9 protein-coding genes are annotated in these 17,511 nt (G+C 42.6%); 7 read left to right on the top strand and 2 right to left on the bottom strand.

The annotated features are described in order from the left end of the window. Window positions 1–548 precede the first annotated feature (548 nt). The 6 genes from Q4561_RS09795 (at window position 549) to Q4561_RS09770 (ending at window position 12,827) form a co-directional block, all read left to right on the top strand. On the top strand, window positions 549–1,307 hold the full coding sequence (locus tag Q4561_RS09795; RefSeq protein WP_303459693.1) for an SDR family NAD(P)-dependent oxidoreductase: 759 nt from the start codon (window positions 549–551) through the stop codon (window positions 1,305–1,307). 410 nt (window positions 1,308–1,717) lie between these two features. Beyond that, the gene (locus tag Q4561_RS09790; RefSeq protein WP_303459692.1) at window positions 1,718–4,039 is read left to right on the top strand and encodes a chondroitinase-B domain-containing protein; all 2,322 of its coding nucleotides are present in this window, start codon (window positions 1,718–1,720) and stop codon (window positions 4,037–4,039) included. Window positions 4,040–4,114: 75 nt separating this feature from the next. Then, complete coding sequence (locus Q4561_RS09785; RefSeq protein ID WP_303459688.1) at window positions 4,115–5,410, top strand: MFS transporter; 1,296 nt, start codon at window positions 4,115–4,117, stop codon at window positions 5,408–5,410. Between the two features lie 48 nt (window positions 5,411–5,458). After that, window positions 5,459–6,478, top strand: coding sequence for a polysaccharide lyase family 7 protein (locus Q4561_RS09780; RefSeq protein WP_303459687.1), 1,020 nt, complete (start codon window positions 5,459–5,461; stop codon window positions 6,476–6,478). A gap of 547 nt (window positions 6,479–7,025) precedes the next feature. Beyond that, window positions 7,026–9,743, top strand: coding sequence for a chondroitinase-B domain-containing protein (locus Q4561_RS09775; protein WP_303459686.1), 2,718 nt, complete (start codon window positions 7,026–7,028; stop codon window positions 9,741–9,743). 51 nt (window positions 9,744–9,794) lie between these two features. Continuing rightward, window positions 9,795–12,827: a TonB-dependent receptor gene (locus tag Q4561_RS09770; protein WP_303459684.1), complete on the top strand. Its 3,033-nt coding sequence runs from the start codon at window positions 9,795–9,797 to the stop codon at window positions 12,825–12,827. Between the two features lie 264 nt (window positions 12,828–13,091). On the opposite strand, the gene Q4561_RS09765 is transcribed toward Q4561_RS09770, so the two are convergent. After that, a complete protein-coding gene (locus Q4561_RS09765; RefSeq protein WP_303459804.1) occupies window positions 13,092–14,552 on the bottom strand; it encodes a polysaccharide lyase family 7 protein in 1,461 nt (486 codons plus the stop codon). A 443-nt stretch (window positions 14,553–14,995) separates the two neighbouring features. Next, window positions 14,996–15,727: a FadR/GntR family transcriptional regulator gene (locus Q4561_RS09760; protein WP_303459683.1), complete on the bottom strand. Its 732-nt coding sequence runs from the start codon at window positions 15,725–15,727 to the stop codon at window positions 14,996–14,998. Between the two features lie 787 nt (window positions 15,728–16,514). On the opposite strand from Q4561_RS09760, the gene Q4561_RS09755 reads away from it, so the two are divergent. Continuing rightward, window positions 16,515–17,345, top strand: a complete 831-nt coding sequence (locus tag Q4561_RS09755; RefSeq protein WP_303459681.1) for an alpha/beta fold hydrolase — start codon at window positions 16,515–16,517, stop codon at window positions 17,343–17,345. The last annotated feature ends 166 nt before the right edge of the window (window positions 17,346–17,511 follow it).

Genomic DNA, 17,511 nt, shown 5'->3' with positions numbered 1-17,511 from the left:
ATATTCACCATTAACCCATGCCAAACTTAACTCGTGTCTCATATCGACTAGTATGATGACCGTTCTTTTTCTTTCTTGAACCAATCAGCATATCAAAAACATTATTAGTATCATGCCATATTGTCAACCAATAAATGAAATTCGCGTCAATTTTGGTTTGTTTTTTTACTGTTTTAATTCGTGTTTTTTATGCGATAAAAACGCTAAATTGGTTTTAATTCATAATGCTTATATTTGTAAGGTAATGAATTTAAAGTGCTTTTAAAATAAGTGCTGGGTGTTTTAGAAATGTATGTTAACCGTAAATAACTTGATCTATTTGGTAATTTTAATTGGTAACTAATGCTTAAGCATTAGCTTGACGGATATCATTGGCTTGGTTAGTCTTTGAACTGGTTGAAGGTTTAACCGAATTCAGATATTCATTCATTCTAGCAGTTTTCGCCATAGTTTCGAGTCATCAAATTTGACTGGGTTACTTTCAACGATCCACGTGTATGAATATCCATATTTACAGACATGAACTTAAAGCATGAACTCTAGGAGATATGACAATGACGATGTCGATGACAGGTAAGGTTGCAATTGTAGCTGGTGGTGGCAGAGATATTGGTGCTGCGTGTGCGGTAGAACTTGCGGCACGGGGCGCTAATGTCGTTATTACGTATCAAGCTAGTGCAGACAGAGCGAAAGAGACGGTGGAAAAAATAGAGTCGGCAGGCGGCAATGCTATTGCTATTCATGCAGACCTAACGCAAAAAGCAGGTGTACAAAATACAGTTGAAACGACCATTTCAACTTATGGCGCTATAGATTGCTTAGTACATGTATCTGGCGGCCTAATTGAGCGCAAAAAGATTATTGAAATGGACTTAGCCCACTGGCACAAGGTACTAGATGTAAACCTAACGTCTTTGTTTCTAATGGTTCAGGGGGTTATTCCTCACATGAAAGCAGGCAGTTCTATTGTTACCTTTTCTTCTCAGGCGGCCCGTGACGGTGGTGGTGGCGGTGCAATTCCATATGCAACATCTAAAGGGGCGGTCTCTACCTTTACTCGAGGTTTAGCAAAAGAGCTTGGGCCTGATATTCGCGTAAATTCAGTTTGCCCAGGTATGATTTCAACTGGATTTCACGACACCTTCACACCTGACAATGTGCGAACTAACGTTGCGGGTGCAACCTGTATCAAAAGAGAAGGTTCATCTGAAGAAGTGGCGAAATTAGTGGCTTTCTTAGCAAGTGATGACGCTTCTTACATGACAGGTAATAATGTAGACATTAATGGTGGCCTACTTTTCTCTTAGTGAAGAGGATGCGCATTTTGCGGTAAATGTTGACAAATTATTACTGAATATTAAATAAAAGCCTCTTATTAGAGGCTTTTATTTTTTGTGGTATCACCAAAACTAAATTTAAATAATTCATAATAATCAGTATTTTAGATCTATAAATTTGTTTGGTAATATCAATGGGTATATTAATTGGTAATATAGAAAGTTAACAACTGGTTGACATTGTGTTGTGTGGTTGGTTACATTGATGCTCAATATCTTTCGGCTCCAGTAGTAACATTTTTGAGTTCTATCGTGATTGTTATCAGCACTTTTTTATCCTTCTCTGCCGATCAATATCATGTGAGTTCAAGGTGTTTGAAGAGTCCCTTCTTTAATCATTAAAGGCGACTTTCGCCTTTCAGATAACTTAGGTTGTTTGCATGAATGCTAATGTGTTTTCTGTTCCTGTCATAGTCACCTGTAGTTTATTGTTTGTTGCAGGATGTAATTCATCTTCTTACCAAGCAGGTGCGAATGAAAGTGCCTCTGATGCAATGAGTGCTTCCCTGGCATCATCACAATCAGATGGCATAGTCGTTGCCAACAAAGAGCAATTCTTCAAGCAAGTCGAGTCGTTAAAGGCTGGTGATACCATTGTACTTGCAGATGGGATTTGGGAAGACTTTGAAATTTTACTGAAAGGTGTTGGTACACCAGATAAGCCTATTACGTTAAAGGCGCAAACTAATGGCGGCGTAGTATTGTCTGGAATGTCTAACCTTCGACTTGCGGGTGAATACTTAGTCGTTGAAGGCTTGGTTTTTAAAGACGGATATAGCCCTACCGGTGAAGTGGTATCGTTTAAAGAGAACGACGATAACCTTGCTTACCATTCCCGGGTTACTCAAGTGGTTATTGATGGGTTCAGTAATCCAGATAAATTCAACTCTGATAAATGGGTTGTGATGTATGGTAAGCACAACCGCTTCGACCACAGTCATCTAGAAGGGAAAAGTAACGCGGGCGTGACAATGGCGGTACGCTTGAATACGGAAGATAGCCAACAAAATCATCACCGTATCGATCACAACTACTTTGGCCCTCGGCCAATTTTAGGTTCTAACGGTGGTGAAACCCTTCGTATTGGTACCAGTAAGTACTCCTTAAGTGATTCATTCACTATTGTAGAGAACAACTACTTCGACAGATGTAACGGCGAAGTAGAAATCATTTCGAATAAATCGGGTAACAACCAGTTTTTAAATAACGTATTTTTTGAAAGCAGAGGTACGCTAACCCTTCGTCATGGCAATGGAAACCTAGTAGAAGGGAACGTTTTCTTTGGTAATGGTAAGCACCACACTGGTGGTATCCGTATTATCAATGCCGACCAAACGGTTCGCAATAACTACATGGAAGGGTTAACAGGCATAAGATTTGGCGGTGGTTTTACCGTTATGAATGGTGTGCCGAATTCATCTATTAACCGCTACCATCAAGTTAAAAATGCCAAAATTGATAACAATACCTTGGTGAACTTGGACAATATCAACCTAGCAGCAGGTAGTGACGCAGAACGCTCGGCAACGCCTATCAATAGTAGCTTTGCGAACAACTTAGTGGTAAATGATAGCGGCGAAAATCCGTTTAAGATTTTCGATGATGTGTCAGGAATTACGTTTAAAAATAACCTTACCAGCCAGCTTCCACAAGACGCGCTCGCGCAAGGTTTCGATGCTAAAGAAGTTGAACTAGTGCGTGGCGAGAATGGGTTATTGCAAAGTAAACTGGCACAGCAATTAAACGTTGGTGCACCAGCATCTTTAAGCCCAACGCTAAAAGAAGATACCGGTGTAAACTGGTATGAGAAAGCTGGTCTACCTATAGATTTTGACTCTGGTAAAACGGTTAACGTAAGTTCTGCAGATGAGCTTTACAGTGCAGTAGCTCAAGCAGAAAGCGGAAGCACTATACTGCTTAAAGCGGGAAGTTATTCGCTGAACAAGCAGCTACAGGTAAAAAGTGTAGTAACACTGAAAGCAGAGTCACCCCGCTCTGTTACCTTATACCCAATGCGTTCGCTCATGATTGAAGTTGAAGATGGCGGAAGCTTGAAACTTGATGGGCTGAATATATCAGGTAAAAAATCTCCAGATAGTGCAGGTAATGTCCTTATTCGTAATACAAAATTACCTACTTTGTTTAACCACAAGTTAGTGATTAACAACACTCATATTACCGACCTAAACGTTAACCATTCTTCTCATGTTTTTGATGCAGGCTATAGAAGCTTAGCGGACAACATTGAAATCACTGATAGCGTTTTCAAAAATATTACCGGTGACGTACTACGTTTAGACAAAGAGCAAGATGACTTAGGCATATACAATGCCGAATACGTCACTATCAAAAACTCTACTTTTTCTAATGTTGAAGGCGCCATTGCAAAAATTTATCGCGGTGGCACTGACGAAAGTACTTTTGGTCCTCACTTCACGTTAACTGACAGTGAAGTATCTAATGTTGGAAAGGGCAAGCGTAACAAGTCTCAATCTTCCATTTTTCTATTGGGTGTTCAGCAGAGCCTAATTAGCGGCAATACATTTGTAGATAGCAAATTAGTGACTATCGATCACACGGTAGGTGAGCCACAAACTCAAGTTCTTAATAATACCTTTGATAATACGCCACTTCCTAAAGTGACTGAAACCTTTACCAAAGGGGCATCAACGGCAATTGTAAAAGGTAACAAGTCGAAGTGAGATCCTACGGGATAGCGCTCACGACCGTACGCTCTATAAAAAAGACGACCAAGTAATAGTAGGTAAGGTAGTAGTATGAAGAATTTGAGATGGTGGGTAATTGCCCTGGTTGCACTGGCAACAGTGATTAACTACATAGATAGACAATCACTTAGCGTGTTGTGGCCTTTCATGGGGAAAGAAATTTACCCTAATAAAACCGATGCTGAATTGAAAGAGGTGTATGGGATTATTAGTATTGTATTTCTATTTTCCTATGCCTTCGGTCAAGCCTTGTTTGGTAAGGTGTTTGACTGGGTAGGTACCCGCATAGGTTTCGTGCTATCTATTGGTATTTGGTCGATTGCTACCGTACTTCATGCTTTTGCCCAAGGTATTCTTACCTTCAGCATATTCCGCGCTATCTTAGGTGTTTCAGAAGCAGGTAACTGGCCTGGGGCTGCTAAAGCTAACGCGGAGTGGTTTCCCACTAAAGAACGTGCATTAGCGCAGGGTATATTTAACTCTGGTGCTGCCATTGGTGGCATTATTTCAATTCCTTTAATTGCTTATCTTGCCTTATTTTTTAGTTGGAAAGCGATATTTGTAATAGTGGGTTGTACCGGTTTACTTTGGCTTATTCCTTGGATCATCGTGGTTAAATCGCCACCAGGTTCTCACCCTTGGATCACTGACGAAGAAAGAGAATACATCCTTACCGGTCAAAGAAACGAAACAACTAATGCCGATGGCAGTGCAGTTGCTGAATACACACCTACTACAGGGCAATTACTATCTCACAAACAAAGCTGGGGCGTCATTATTGCCACTGCGGCAATCGACCCTATTTGGTGGCTATTTATTGTCTGGATCCCTACTTACTTGGTTGAAGTTTATGCCATGGATGTAAAGGGCTTAGCTATTTATGGATGGGTACCTTATGTAGGTGCCATGTTAGGTGCATGGTTTGGCGGGCTTCTTGCGCAAAATAGACTGGGAGCAGGTTGGTCAGTAAACAAAGCGCGTAAACTAGTTATTACGCTGGGTTGCCTAATTATGTTACCTGCGTTGCTTATGCTGTCTAATCCAAATAGTGAAGTTGCCGCAGTACTTATTATGGCCACTATTTTATTCGGCTTTCAAACTGCAATTGGTAACGTACAAACCTTGCCGAGTGATTTATTCGGCGGAAAGTCGGTAGGTACATTGGCTGGTTTTGCAGGAATGGCGGCCAAGCTAGCGGCAGGGCTTTTGATATACGCAGTACCTTCGTTAACTGCTGACGGTAGTTACACAGTGGTCTTTGTTATTGGTGCGGCACTTGCCATCATTGCCATGCTGAGTATTTGGCTGTTGTGTCCTAAAATTGAGCCGGTTGAAGCTAAGCGATGATAATCGCTTAGCTTCACGTTAGTCGAGTAGATTGGGTAGGTAGCGTTTATGGCAGCACTAACAAAAGCGTTATTACGCAGTGTCGTCTTTACTGCATTAACACTGGTTAATACTGTGGTAGTAAACACTTCATTGGCTGAAAGTATAGCTGCTACCCATACACTTCCAGAGTCACACCAAGCACTACCTGAAGGGGAGTTGCTTGGTGATTTTAGTTCACTTGACCCTTCAAAATCTCCAAGTGAAAACTTTGATTTATTGAGCTGGACGCTTAGCCTTCCTACCGATTTAAACAAAGATTTAAAAGCCGACATCATTTATGAAAAAGCGTTAAGTGATAGCTTTTCATTGAAGCCTCTGTTTTATACCGCCGCAGACGGCGGAATGGTGTTTGCCTGCCCTAATGCAGGAGCAAAAACATCAAAAAATACCAAGTATGCCCGAACTGAATTAAGAGAAATGTTGCGCAGGGGGAACACGCGCTTAAAAACCAAAGGGGTTACCAAAAACAATTGGGTATTTAGTTCGGCGCATGGTTCGGTTAAGCGCAAAGCCGGTGCTATTGAAGGCAGTTTGGAAGCAACTTTGGCAGTAAACCGCGTTTCTACCACCGGAGACGAGAAGAAAGTAGGGCGTGTGATCATTGGTCAAATTCATGCTACCGATGATGAACCCATTAGGCTGTATTATCGCAAGCTTCCTGGCAACGACAAAGGTTCAATCTACTTTGCCCATGAAATCAACGATGGTGATGATGTATGGGTAAACATGGTGGGAAGCCGTTCTCACACATTAGACAATCCTGAAGATGGCATAGCCCTTAACGAAAAATTTAGTTACAAGATTACCGTACAAAACGACATTCTATTTGTCACCTTACTTCGTGAAGGTAAGCCCAACCTATCTGCAAGCCTTGATATGAGCCAAAGTGGTTACAACAAGAATAACCAGTATATGTACTTTAAAGCTGGTGTTTACAATCAAAATAACAGTGGGGCGGACAAAGATTATGTACAAGCCACGTTTTATCATTTAGAAAATCAACACCAAGGTATCGAATCTGAATGAATCTGACAAATCCGCGCGCAACAATATACGTCGTTAACCTGCTCAATGAAGCCGTCCAGTAAAGCCAATTAGTAAAGCCGCAGAGCTATGCCGGAGAGTTATGCCGCTCAGTAAAATCATAGCCTCTCAACGTGTTCTAACTTCCAATGCCACTATTGGTAGCCCTTCTAGTTAAATTATGTACTCAGTTATTGTCAGTTCCTCCTATGTTTTACAGGTTCATTCGACCCTAGAGCTAGTTTATCTGCCACTCTTATTCCGAACATTCATCATAAAAATAAATTGGTAATAACAAGCTGTTCACCATTGGTTAGGGTTCTCATCCTTTCTCAATCGTGGGTTTACAGGCATTTGTGAATTAAATGTTACTGCAATGACCTGATAGTGGTGGTAAAAGTTATTTTATTGTGGTTATATGTGCCAACAGGTTAACAATGTTGTCTTAATGTAATTTCAATTGGTAACCTATAACTCTTTAATTTGGTAATAATATGGTGTGGTTCGCAACTTAGTAACCAAAACCAATCACTCGGAGAATAGAGCCATTATGAAGTTTAAAACATTCGCACTGTGTGCCATTGCTGCAGCTATTACAGGCTGCAACGTTAGTACAGATGTTAGTTCAGACAACAATCCCAATACATTAGGCTCTATTGTGCTTGCAGGGACGGCGATAAGCGGTGAAACACTAAGTGCGACCGTAAGCGATCCTGATGGTATAGCGAGCGCCGTGACCTATTACTGGTACGCTGACGGTGTTGCTATCGAAGGCGCTAACTCTTCATCATTCACACTTACCGATGAACAGATTGGTTCACCAATTACGGTTCAGGGGCTTTACACGGATGAGGGCGGCATTAACGAATCTCATATCAGTGACCCTACCGACGATGTTATGGCCATCGCATCAGATGCGACAATTACCCTTAGTGGCGACGCACTTGTAGGCTCTACGTTAACTGCCACCGTTGCTGATGAAAACGGAATTGAAAATGCGGTTATCGTGTACGCATGGTTCGCGGACGATACGCAAATTGAAGATGAAGTAACCTCAGAGTTAGAACTTACCGACGCACAGTTCGGTACAGTAATTACTGCCAACGCCACATTCGAAGACGACCGCGGTTTTAGTGAATCAGTCACCTCAGCAGCTACTGATGTCGTGGCTCGAGTTAATTCTGAAGGCGCAGTAGTCATTACCGGTACACCAACGGTAGGTAATACCCTAACTGCTGAAATTGCAGATGAAGACGGCGCAACCGGTGATATTTCTTACCAGTGGTATGCAGACGATACCGCTGTTGATGGCGCGACAAACGGTACCTATGTGGTAGATGCGTCATTGGTTGGCACAGTAATTACCGTGCAAGTTACTTATGTTGATGACAACGGTTTTGAAGAAAACATTACGTCTGCTCCCACAATTCCAGTTACCAGTGTTGCAGTTGACCAAGCCGGTAGTATCGAAATTATGGGCACTGCGCCTTACCTAGCGAGTGCTACATTAACAGCTGAAATTACTGATAATAACGGCGTTGATGAAGCGAACGTTGTATACACTTGGTCCGCTGATGGCGTTGAAATTGCCGACTCAAACGCTAAAACTTTCACGCCAACTGCTTATGCAGGCGCGATTATTTCAGTGAGTGCAGCTTATACCGATAACGATTCGTTTACTGACACAGTAACGGATGCGTTAGATTCTGTGGTTTATACCCAAGTGGTAGGTGATGCTGCGGCGCTCGAATCTGCGCTAGTTGGCTTGGCTGATGGCGATGTGCTTGGCTTAAATACGAATACCTATACAGGTATGGCTGCCCTTGAATTAACCAGCGGTATTGAACTTCGAGCGGTTGAAGGTGAAACTCCTACCTTTACCGGTGACTTCTGTATTCATGTTGCTAGCACTGCGGATGGCGCAGCGGTAACCGGCTTAACCTTTACCGATATTGATACCCTTTCTGGTTCTACGTGCGATAGCGGCGAAGAAGCCATGGTTTACTCGGAAGGCGACAACTTCGTTTTCTCACAAAACACCATGGGTAATGAGCAAGCTACATTGAACTACCCAGATGACTCGTTCCATTGGATGGTAGTGAAAGGTAGCGGCGCACTTATCGAACGTAACACCTTCTCTGGTCGATCAGTGGCCGCAGAAGGTTCTATCATCAAGCTAGCTTCTTCGGGTTCCGATCACGTTATTCAATACAACTTGTTTAGCGCAAGCCCGAACGAAAACTTTGATAACTCAAGTCTTCTTCTACTTAACTTAGGTAGCACTACAGGTGACGATTCAGCCGACATGGCTAACTTCACTGTTCAGTACAACTTAATTGATAATGTGACTACTGGTCGCCGCTTGATGCGGGTTCAAACCTCGGGTGCCACCATTAAAGGCAACACCATCGTAAATGCGAGTGGTGGTATTTCACTAGAAGACGGCGGGTTTAATACGGTTAGCGATAACATCATTATCCGTACAACCGATATTGAAAGCTCTGATGAAAGACCAAGCGGTGTGCTAGTAACGCCTTTAGGCCATACCATTACTAACAACTACATTGCTGGTATTCGCTCAGGTAACAAAGAAGCTGGCGGCATCGTATTTACGGTAAACCCATTCTCTCAAGCTGATGGCGGTGTACCGAATTCTGGTAACCAAGCGGTGCTAGACGGTTCTGGCGATCTATCGCTTACCGTTACAAACAACACGGTACTTAACTCGCTACAACCTATCGTATTTAGTACTGAAATTGGTTCAAAAGCAGGTGTTGATGACTGTGATGATTTAGCAGAAACCACAACATTATACGGCCTTAGCAACCAGTTTTTCGTTATCGACTTTGACGCTAACTTAATTGCAAATGGCTTGAACAATGACCCGTCGACGGAAGGTTTATACCTTAATGCCGACGGTGGTTTCAGTGACCATTCCTTCGAATATGACTGCAACCTAATTAACCATACTGCATCAACCCTAACCAACAACTTTGGTTTCAGCGACAGCTATATGTCTGGTGATACCTCTGATGATTGGGTAGATATCAGAAATATCGATGGAAATGGCGAATTTGATACTGATGGTGCTATTGACCAAGACCCAGCTGGAAACGGCAAAGAAGTTCCTGAGTTTGTCGTTGCTGAAAGTACGCTTATAGAGACTGACTCGAGCGGCGCACAGGCAGTAGCGGGTGCAAAAGGACTTTACTACATTCAAGCATCTGATGTGGGCGTAGGCTCTACTTGGATGGCAGACGATGAATAACACAACACACACAGCCCTATACACATTAAAAGACACAACGGAGATCTCGTAATGTCGTTGAACACACAACAAAATAAAAACTTGAGCGGTGAACAAGTGGAGAATGCTGAATTCACGCTTCGCCCAGTAGCTAAGTGGGTGCGCACAGCAATTATTGCCAGTGTAGCCACTACCAGCGCATTCTCACTGCACGCTCAAGAAGCAAACTTGACTGAAGAAGACCAAGCTGATGTCGAAGTTATCGACGTAGTTGGTACCCGTAAAACCATTCAAGATCAAATTGCCATTAAGCGCGAATCTACCACCGTTGTTGATGGTTTATCATCAGAAGACATTGGTGAATTACCAGCACTTTCAATTGGTGAAGCACTAGAGTCAATTACCGGCGCTGCTTCTCACCGTGAAAACGGTGGTGCCACTGAAATCACTATTCGTGGTCTTGGCCCATTCTTAAGTGCAACGCACATCAATGGTCGTGAAGCGACTAACGGTAGTGGTGACCGCTCGGTAAACTTCTCTCAGTTCCCATCAGAGCTTGTGAAGAAAGTGGCTATTTATAAAACTCAAGACGCTTCTATGATTGAAGGTGGTGTTGCCGGTGTTATTTCATTGGAAACAGTACAGCCGCTAGATTACGGCAAGCAACGTATTCAAGGTGAAGTTAAAGCTAACTACAACCCTGACGAAGGTAACGTAGACAACTCACTTCAAGGTGATTTAGGTTTTCGCGGTACCGTTAGTTATGTAGACCAGTTTGAATTTGATAACGGTCAAGCGTTAGGTATTTCTTTTGGTTTGCAACGCCAAGATATCAGCCAACCAGAAGCAGAATACAGAAGTTCAAGCCCTACTGGCTCTTCACTGTGGGCGTGTTTGAATGACCCAACTAACACTAACGAAGGTTTCTACCGTAGTAGTGCAGGTGACTGTGAAGACCAAGTTAGCGGCAGCAGTAACCAAGGCTACGATACGGCCATTGATCCTGAAACAGGCAAAGCGGTTAGCGATGGTACTCCGTACGCATGGACTGGAAGCAGCCGTAGTTATCGTCAAAACGAAACGTCTGATGAACGTGATGCCCTATTCTTAGCGCTTCAATTCCAACCTTCTGAGGCTTGGGATATTAATTTCGATGCGCAGGTGTCGGATAGAACGCAACAAGAATCTCGTCACGATTTAATCTTCTTACAAAAACGTGCCATTCCAGGACTTACTGGTCCTACGTTAGTGACTAACGATGTAGGTGGTATTCTACATTGGGAAGGGCAAGATCGTATCGAATCATCAGGTGAGCAATTCTCTCGTGAAGAGAACTACCGTGGTTACGGTCTGAACATCGAGCACTATGCGACTGATGCACTAACCGTTAAATTAGATTTGGCTTACTCAAAAACGTCACGTGAAGAGTTACAAATCTCTAACCGTGCGAGAACTGCTGACAGACAATCTTTTAGCTGGGATATGGGCGAATATATCCCTCATTTCACTGTGACCGATTTTGATGTTACTGATATTTCTAACTACACAGATAGCCTTCGTACTCGTATCGATAGAGAAAATACACGCGATAACGAAATTAAGTCTGCTCGTTTAGATTTTGAATATGCATTGAGCGGTGATGTGTTCACCAGTGTTCAAGCAGGTTTAAGAACATCAGAGCTTAGCTTCATTCAATATGGTGGTAGCCAAGGTAATGGTTCACGTAACGAATTTACGTTAGATACTGCTAATGCCGATGCACTAGAATTACTACAAAGCTGTCAGAAAGACTTCCCTGAATCTGACTTCTTAGATGCTGTATCTGATGGCGACCTTATTACAAATGTTGATAGTGACGGCAATGTAATTGGTGGCGGTTCTTCATGGGCTACTTACGATAACGTGTGTTTCTCACAAGCTGTGGTTGCGTCTCAAAACGGTGAGTTTGGCTACCCAGACGTAGAATATGAAAACAGTGGTACTATCGATGTAACAGAGAAAACAAACTCTGCTTACGTGATGGCCAGCTACGATACAGAAATGTTTAACAAGTATATTCGCGGTAACTTTGGTGTGCGTATTGTTGATACTGAAGTAACATCAGTGGGCTTTAGAAACTCATTCGACGTTGTTACTGATGAGCTAGGCGTTATTAGCTTAGTGAGCGGTGACTCACTTGAAAGAATCGAAGGTGGTGGTGACTATACTGAAGTACTTCCAAGCTTCAACTTAGTTATTGATTACAGCGACGATATTCTAATCCGTGGTGGTATCTACCGTGGTATGTCACGTGCCGATCCATCTGATTTGGGTTACAGCCGTACGTTCCAAACCGATGATGATTTAGCGCCAACGTCACTGTCTGATTTATTGGTAGGTGTTAACGGTTCTGGTAACCCAGATACACAGCCGCTTATGTCGTGGAACTATGACGTAGCATTTGAGTGGTATCCTAACGAAGATTCAATCTTTGCGTTTGGCTTGTACTACAAGCAATTCCAAGGTGGGTTCCAACAACGTACGGTATTAGAAAACTTTGTTATTGATGGTCAAGAATTTGCTCTTCCAGTAACCAACTCTGTTACGACCGATGAAGAAAGCGACATTTTTGGTCTAGAAGCGTCAATCGCTTACCGTTGGGATAATGGTATCGGTGTTAAAATAGGGTATAACTACGCAGACACAGACTTCGAATTTGAAGATAGTTTGTATGGTGATACTTATATCACAGACGTAGATGGTAGTACCACGCAGCTAACTGCAGGTATTGTTGACCCAGCATCAGTACCAGGTTTCTCTGAGCACGTATTCAGTACTCAGGTTTACTACCAAATTGGCGATTTAGATACGGCTATTATCTACAAGTATCGTAGTGAATACTTCCAGCCTTACACCAGTAACGGTACCCGTTTACGTTATGTGGATGAAGTAGGTGTTTGGGAAGCACGTATGTCTTATAAAATTAACGACCACGTACGCGTAAAACTTGAAGCCATTAACCTATTCAGCGCACCTAAATCGCAGGATTACTATGTACAAGGTAACCTAGGTGAAGTGAATGATTACGGTCCTCGCTTATTCGCTGGCGTTAGCTTGAAATACTAGAAGCTGAGTAAGTAGAAATAAGAATCGGGTAGGGCAGTAAATACGGCTTTACCCAACAAGAAAAAAAGCTGCCTGTTGTTACAGGCAGCTTTTTTTGTTCTAAGCAGTTAAATAAAACTAGTTAAGTAAAATCAGTGAATTAAAAGCAGTGAAATTGAAGCAGCTAAAACCTCAAGCAACTAAAACCTCAAGCAGTTAAACCTGAACCAGTGAAGCATGGGCAATTAACCATGAGCAGCTCAGGGCGTGAGCTGCTATATAGGCTCACTCGCTTTGTGCATAACCTGTATGGCTATTTTTAATCTCGTAAAATGTAGCTTGCGCAAATTCGTCAGCGGCGCTTGAATTATTTAAGTGGTACACACCCACTTTAAAATAGTGATATTGCCCATCTTCATCGTATTTGCTTTCACTCATATCATAATGCGCAGTAACATCAGCTTTGCCTTCACGGCTAATGGTCACAGTCAGTAAATTTACATTCACATTGATGTGGTAACTAAACTTCTCATCGAGTGCAATGCCATCGGTGGGGTTACTGGCCGAGTTACTTCTTGAGCCAATGAGTTCAACATAGGTTTCAATATTGTCACCTTCGTCGTCCTCAACGCGGCTTTCATGGGCGAAGTAAACTGAACCAAGCTCGTTACCCGGTAGCTTTCGATAATATAACCGGATGGGCTCATCATCATTGGCGTGTATTTGACCTATAACCAAGCGACCAATTTGATAGTTTTCACCTGTGGTCGTTACGTTATTTACGGCAAGGGTTACATGCAAATCACCGTCTACGCCGCCCGCATCTGCTTGGCCTTCTGCGGATGCACTGCCAAATACCCAATTATTTTTGTTCACTCCTTGGGTGCTAATAGCACGGTCGCCTCTTCGTAGCATTTCACGTAACTCGACTCGTACGTAATTCGTATTAGTCGATGTTTTGAAACCATAGCTTGGTGAGCGCATAACAATGCCGTTATCGTGAGAGGCATAAAAGAACTCTGAGTTACTGTAACCGCTAGCAAGCTCAGTTTCCGAAATAGAGTCGGATGTGCCACTATTGTCCTCGTCGGTTGGAACACTTAAATACCAATCAACGAGCTCAATACCTACCTCGTTGGGCAATATATCAGTATATATGCCGGTGGCGTCTGCACAGCTGTGCACCTGCACTTCAACAATACCATTATTAGTGTTTTCACTATTCCCTAACCCAACAATTCTGACATAGCGAGCTTCCGACGAGTCGAGGTTTACTAACTCGAAACCACTTTGGTTCCCCTTTGACTCGGCTTGGGTAAGTACTGGTGACCATGTGGTTTCATCGACTGAGGTTTCAATTGAAAAGCTTGCAACCCGCTCTGCACCTTCATACCATTTAATTGCTAACGCGCCTACCGTTTCAGGTGTACCTAAATCGAGAGTAAGGGCTTTATCTAGCCCATCACTAGACCACCTTGAGGATAACGCTGTATTGCCGTCTATGGCGTTAGCAGGCAAGTATTGAGGTAGCGAAGTACCGTCATCACTGGCGCCTACAATGGTATGCATTTCATTTACGCAAACCTCAACGGCTGGCGTTTCTGTAACAGGTGGTGTAGGAGTGATAACTGGCGTTGTACCGCCTGAGCTTGCACCGCCACCACATCCAGCCAGTAGAAATGAAGCGACGATTGAACTTGCTAAAAAAGGGGGGTAAGAACGATTGGTAAGTACTTGCCTCAACATCACAGCGCACTCCTTGATGTAAATTAAATGTAATAATTAAGTTTTAATTATAATGCTGTTAGTAACTTGAGCCAAGAGTTATGTCATACCAAAATAATGAAGTTATCTTACGTTTTGGTAATGGAGTGGTTAATGGTAAAGAGTGAGTAAAGCAACGAATGAGGCTTTTACATGGGGCAGAGGAGGAAATAGAAAATATTGCGGTGTAGGCTTCAGGTAAATGTCATTGGATTGCTTCACAACGATTACTTCACAACGATTGCTTCACAACGAAAAGTACATAAGCGCTGAAATAAGCACTACAAGGAACTCAAAAAGAGGTATAGAAAGGAGTTTTACAAAGAGTTATAAGCATTAAAAAGCCGCTCATAACACCATGAACGGCTTCGGTATAAAAGTCTAGTGCGGCTAAACAGGGGTAGTAATGCAACCCACTCTCGTTTTTAACCAACCAAGTGGGTTATAGAATATCTGTCGCGGGTTTCACTAGATTTCTTTTTAATTTCTTCCAAAGCTTTTGCTTCTGAAGCTTCAAAAAGTGCGTTAATTAAACGGTTGAAATGCCCGTGCATTGCCGCCCTTGCAGTTTGAGAATCTCGTGCTTGTAAGGCAGTAAATATGCGTCTGTGCTCTTCTAAACGATCATGGCTACTGCTACTGCAGACACTTTTATAAGACGAAATAATTTGAGGCTGAGACTCTCTCAACTTCCAATAATGCTGAATTGATAACACCAAGGCGTTATTTCGCGTGGCTTTAGCGATAATAGAATGGAATTCTCTATCAGCCTTTTCGGGCTCGTCATCGTTTTCCATTGCCACTAATGTATCGTTAAGGCTATTAAGCTCTTCATCGGTTATAGATAAGGCTGCCAGTGCTGCCGCTTCACCTTCAACTAAGGCGCGAGCTTGAGTAAGTTCAAAGGCACTAATACGCTGCACTTCACTTTGTTGCGGCTGATTGTCGAGAACGTAAACGCCTGAGCTTACTTTAACTTCAACACGACCGCGCACTTCAAGTGCAATGATAGCTTCTCTTATAGTAGGTCTGCTGACATCAAAATTTTCAGCAAGTTCTCTTTCTGGAGGCAGGCGGCTTCCAGGCGGGTAACGGCCAGCGTCGATTTGCGCTTCTATTTTTTCAACGATATGCCAGAACATGCGACGATTTTTCATTCACTACACCTTTTTCACAACAATACAGGTAATTTCTCATAAACCGGATTTAGAAAATTTAAATATTGTTAACTAAATCAACGTATAACAATGTTGAACGAAGGAGCGACAAGTGTGAGTTCGATGTATATCTATACGTCCATTTACTCTTATTGGCCAGTTTCACATAAATTCTACATGAAGTTACAACCTGACTTAAGTACGACGAAACACGCACGCCTTCTACTTTTCTAACTGCAGAAAAGTCGCTCATTAGCTAATTCTAATAATTTTATCAAACGGAGCAACCCGTTATTCTATCGGCAATAGTACTGTTCGCAAAGCTAATAAGGAGCGTTTTATGGAAAAGCTATATTCTATATAGCACAAAATGGCAATTGGTCAACAATTATCGTCTTTTCAAAGGTTTTTTATATGTTAATTGGTTGACAAAATGATGGGGTGTGTCGCTCAGTTATATGGTGGTATTTTTATGTACGTTACCCACCCATCTAGACCCATTGTCTTTGTGGTGAAAAGTACTCCACAGTGGCTTTCATACCAACCCAATCACCTCAAATGGGTACCAATACGTAGTAGTAAGTTCTTTTGCATAAACCCACAGTAATCCAAATTTTTCTATCGCTAGCATGCATTTTAACAAGGCCTTTAACGGGGTCTTTAAGATGATCTTTAACAGGACGGCACTGGTACGAATACTGTTATTCGCGCATAAGTTGTAAAGACGAAGCACCCGCAGATGTCTTAGCCATAGAGGCGCATTATGCAAACTAGGAGGGTTACTTACATGAGTACAAGTACGGTAGTTGAAACGCAATTCACCAACATTGAAGGTCATCGTATTGCTTATCAGGATTCTGGTGAAGGGGAGGCAGTGTTTTTACTGCATGGCATTCCCACGAACAAATTTCTCTGGCGAAATATTATTCCGTCCCTTAGTAAAAGTCATAGAGTGATAGCACCTGATTTACTTAATTACGGTGAATCAGACATGCCATCTAATGTGGATGTCTCTATTAATGCTCAAGCCCGTATTATCCTCAAACTTATGGACGCGCTGGGTATCGCAAAAGCCAGTGTGGTCGCTCATGATATCGGCGGTGGTATTGCACAATTAATGGCAGTTAACGCGCCCGAAAAGGTTAATCAACTCGTGTTAATTGATAGCGTGTGCTTCGACTCTTGGCCTATTCCTGAATTCGAGCCAATGCTAGAGCCGGGTTTTGAAGAGAGCACAAGCGTAGAAAAGTTCAGCGGCATTCTTAACGATTTTATCCCAAATGGCGTGTATGGCGACAACGTACCAGTGGATGAAATGATAGATATATACATTACTCCTTGGAGCAATGAAAAGGGAAAGGCAGCTTTTTTCCGTAATATGCGCAGGCTAAACAAAGAATACACCCAAGCCATCGCCGGAAACCTAAAAACGCTTTCCCACGACACCTTAATACTATGGGGTGACAAAGACGAATTCCAAAAGCCAAAGTATGCACCTATGTTGGAAGAAGCAATTCCAAATTCGTCGGTTACTTGGATAGAGGGCGCTGCCCATTGGGTTACCGATGAGCAACCAAAGGTTGTGTCTAAGCTGCTTACGGACTTTCTATCTAAGTAGCGTTTGTAGTGGATTAAGTTAGGCGGCTTATTGGCGTTGGCAATCATCAGTGCTAATTCAATAACGCCAATAGCTGCCTTCATTTTTCCGTTGATTTCTCCGTTTATTTCCCCGTCCACGTCCCCCTTCATGCCCCAGGCGTCTCCTACTTTCGAAGGAACAAAAC

The sequence above is a fragment of the Alteromonas sp. 1_MG-2023 genome, from assembly GCF_030547075.1.
In the GTDB taxonomy this organism is placed as follows: domain Bacteria; phylum Pseudomonadota; class Gammaproteobacteria; order Enterobacterales; family Alteromonadaceae; genus Alteromonas.
Note: the sequence above shows the minus strand (reverse complement) of the source record. Positions and strands in the feature narration are given on the sequence as shown.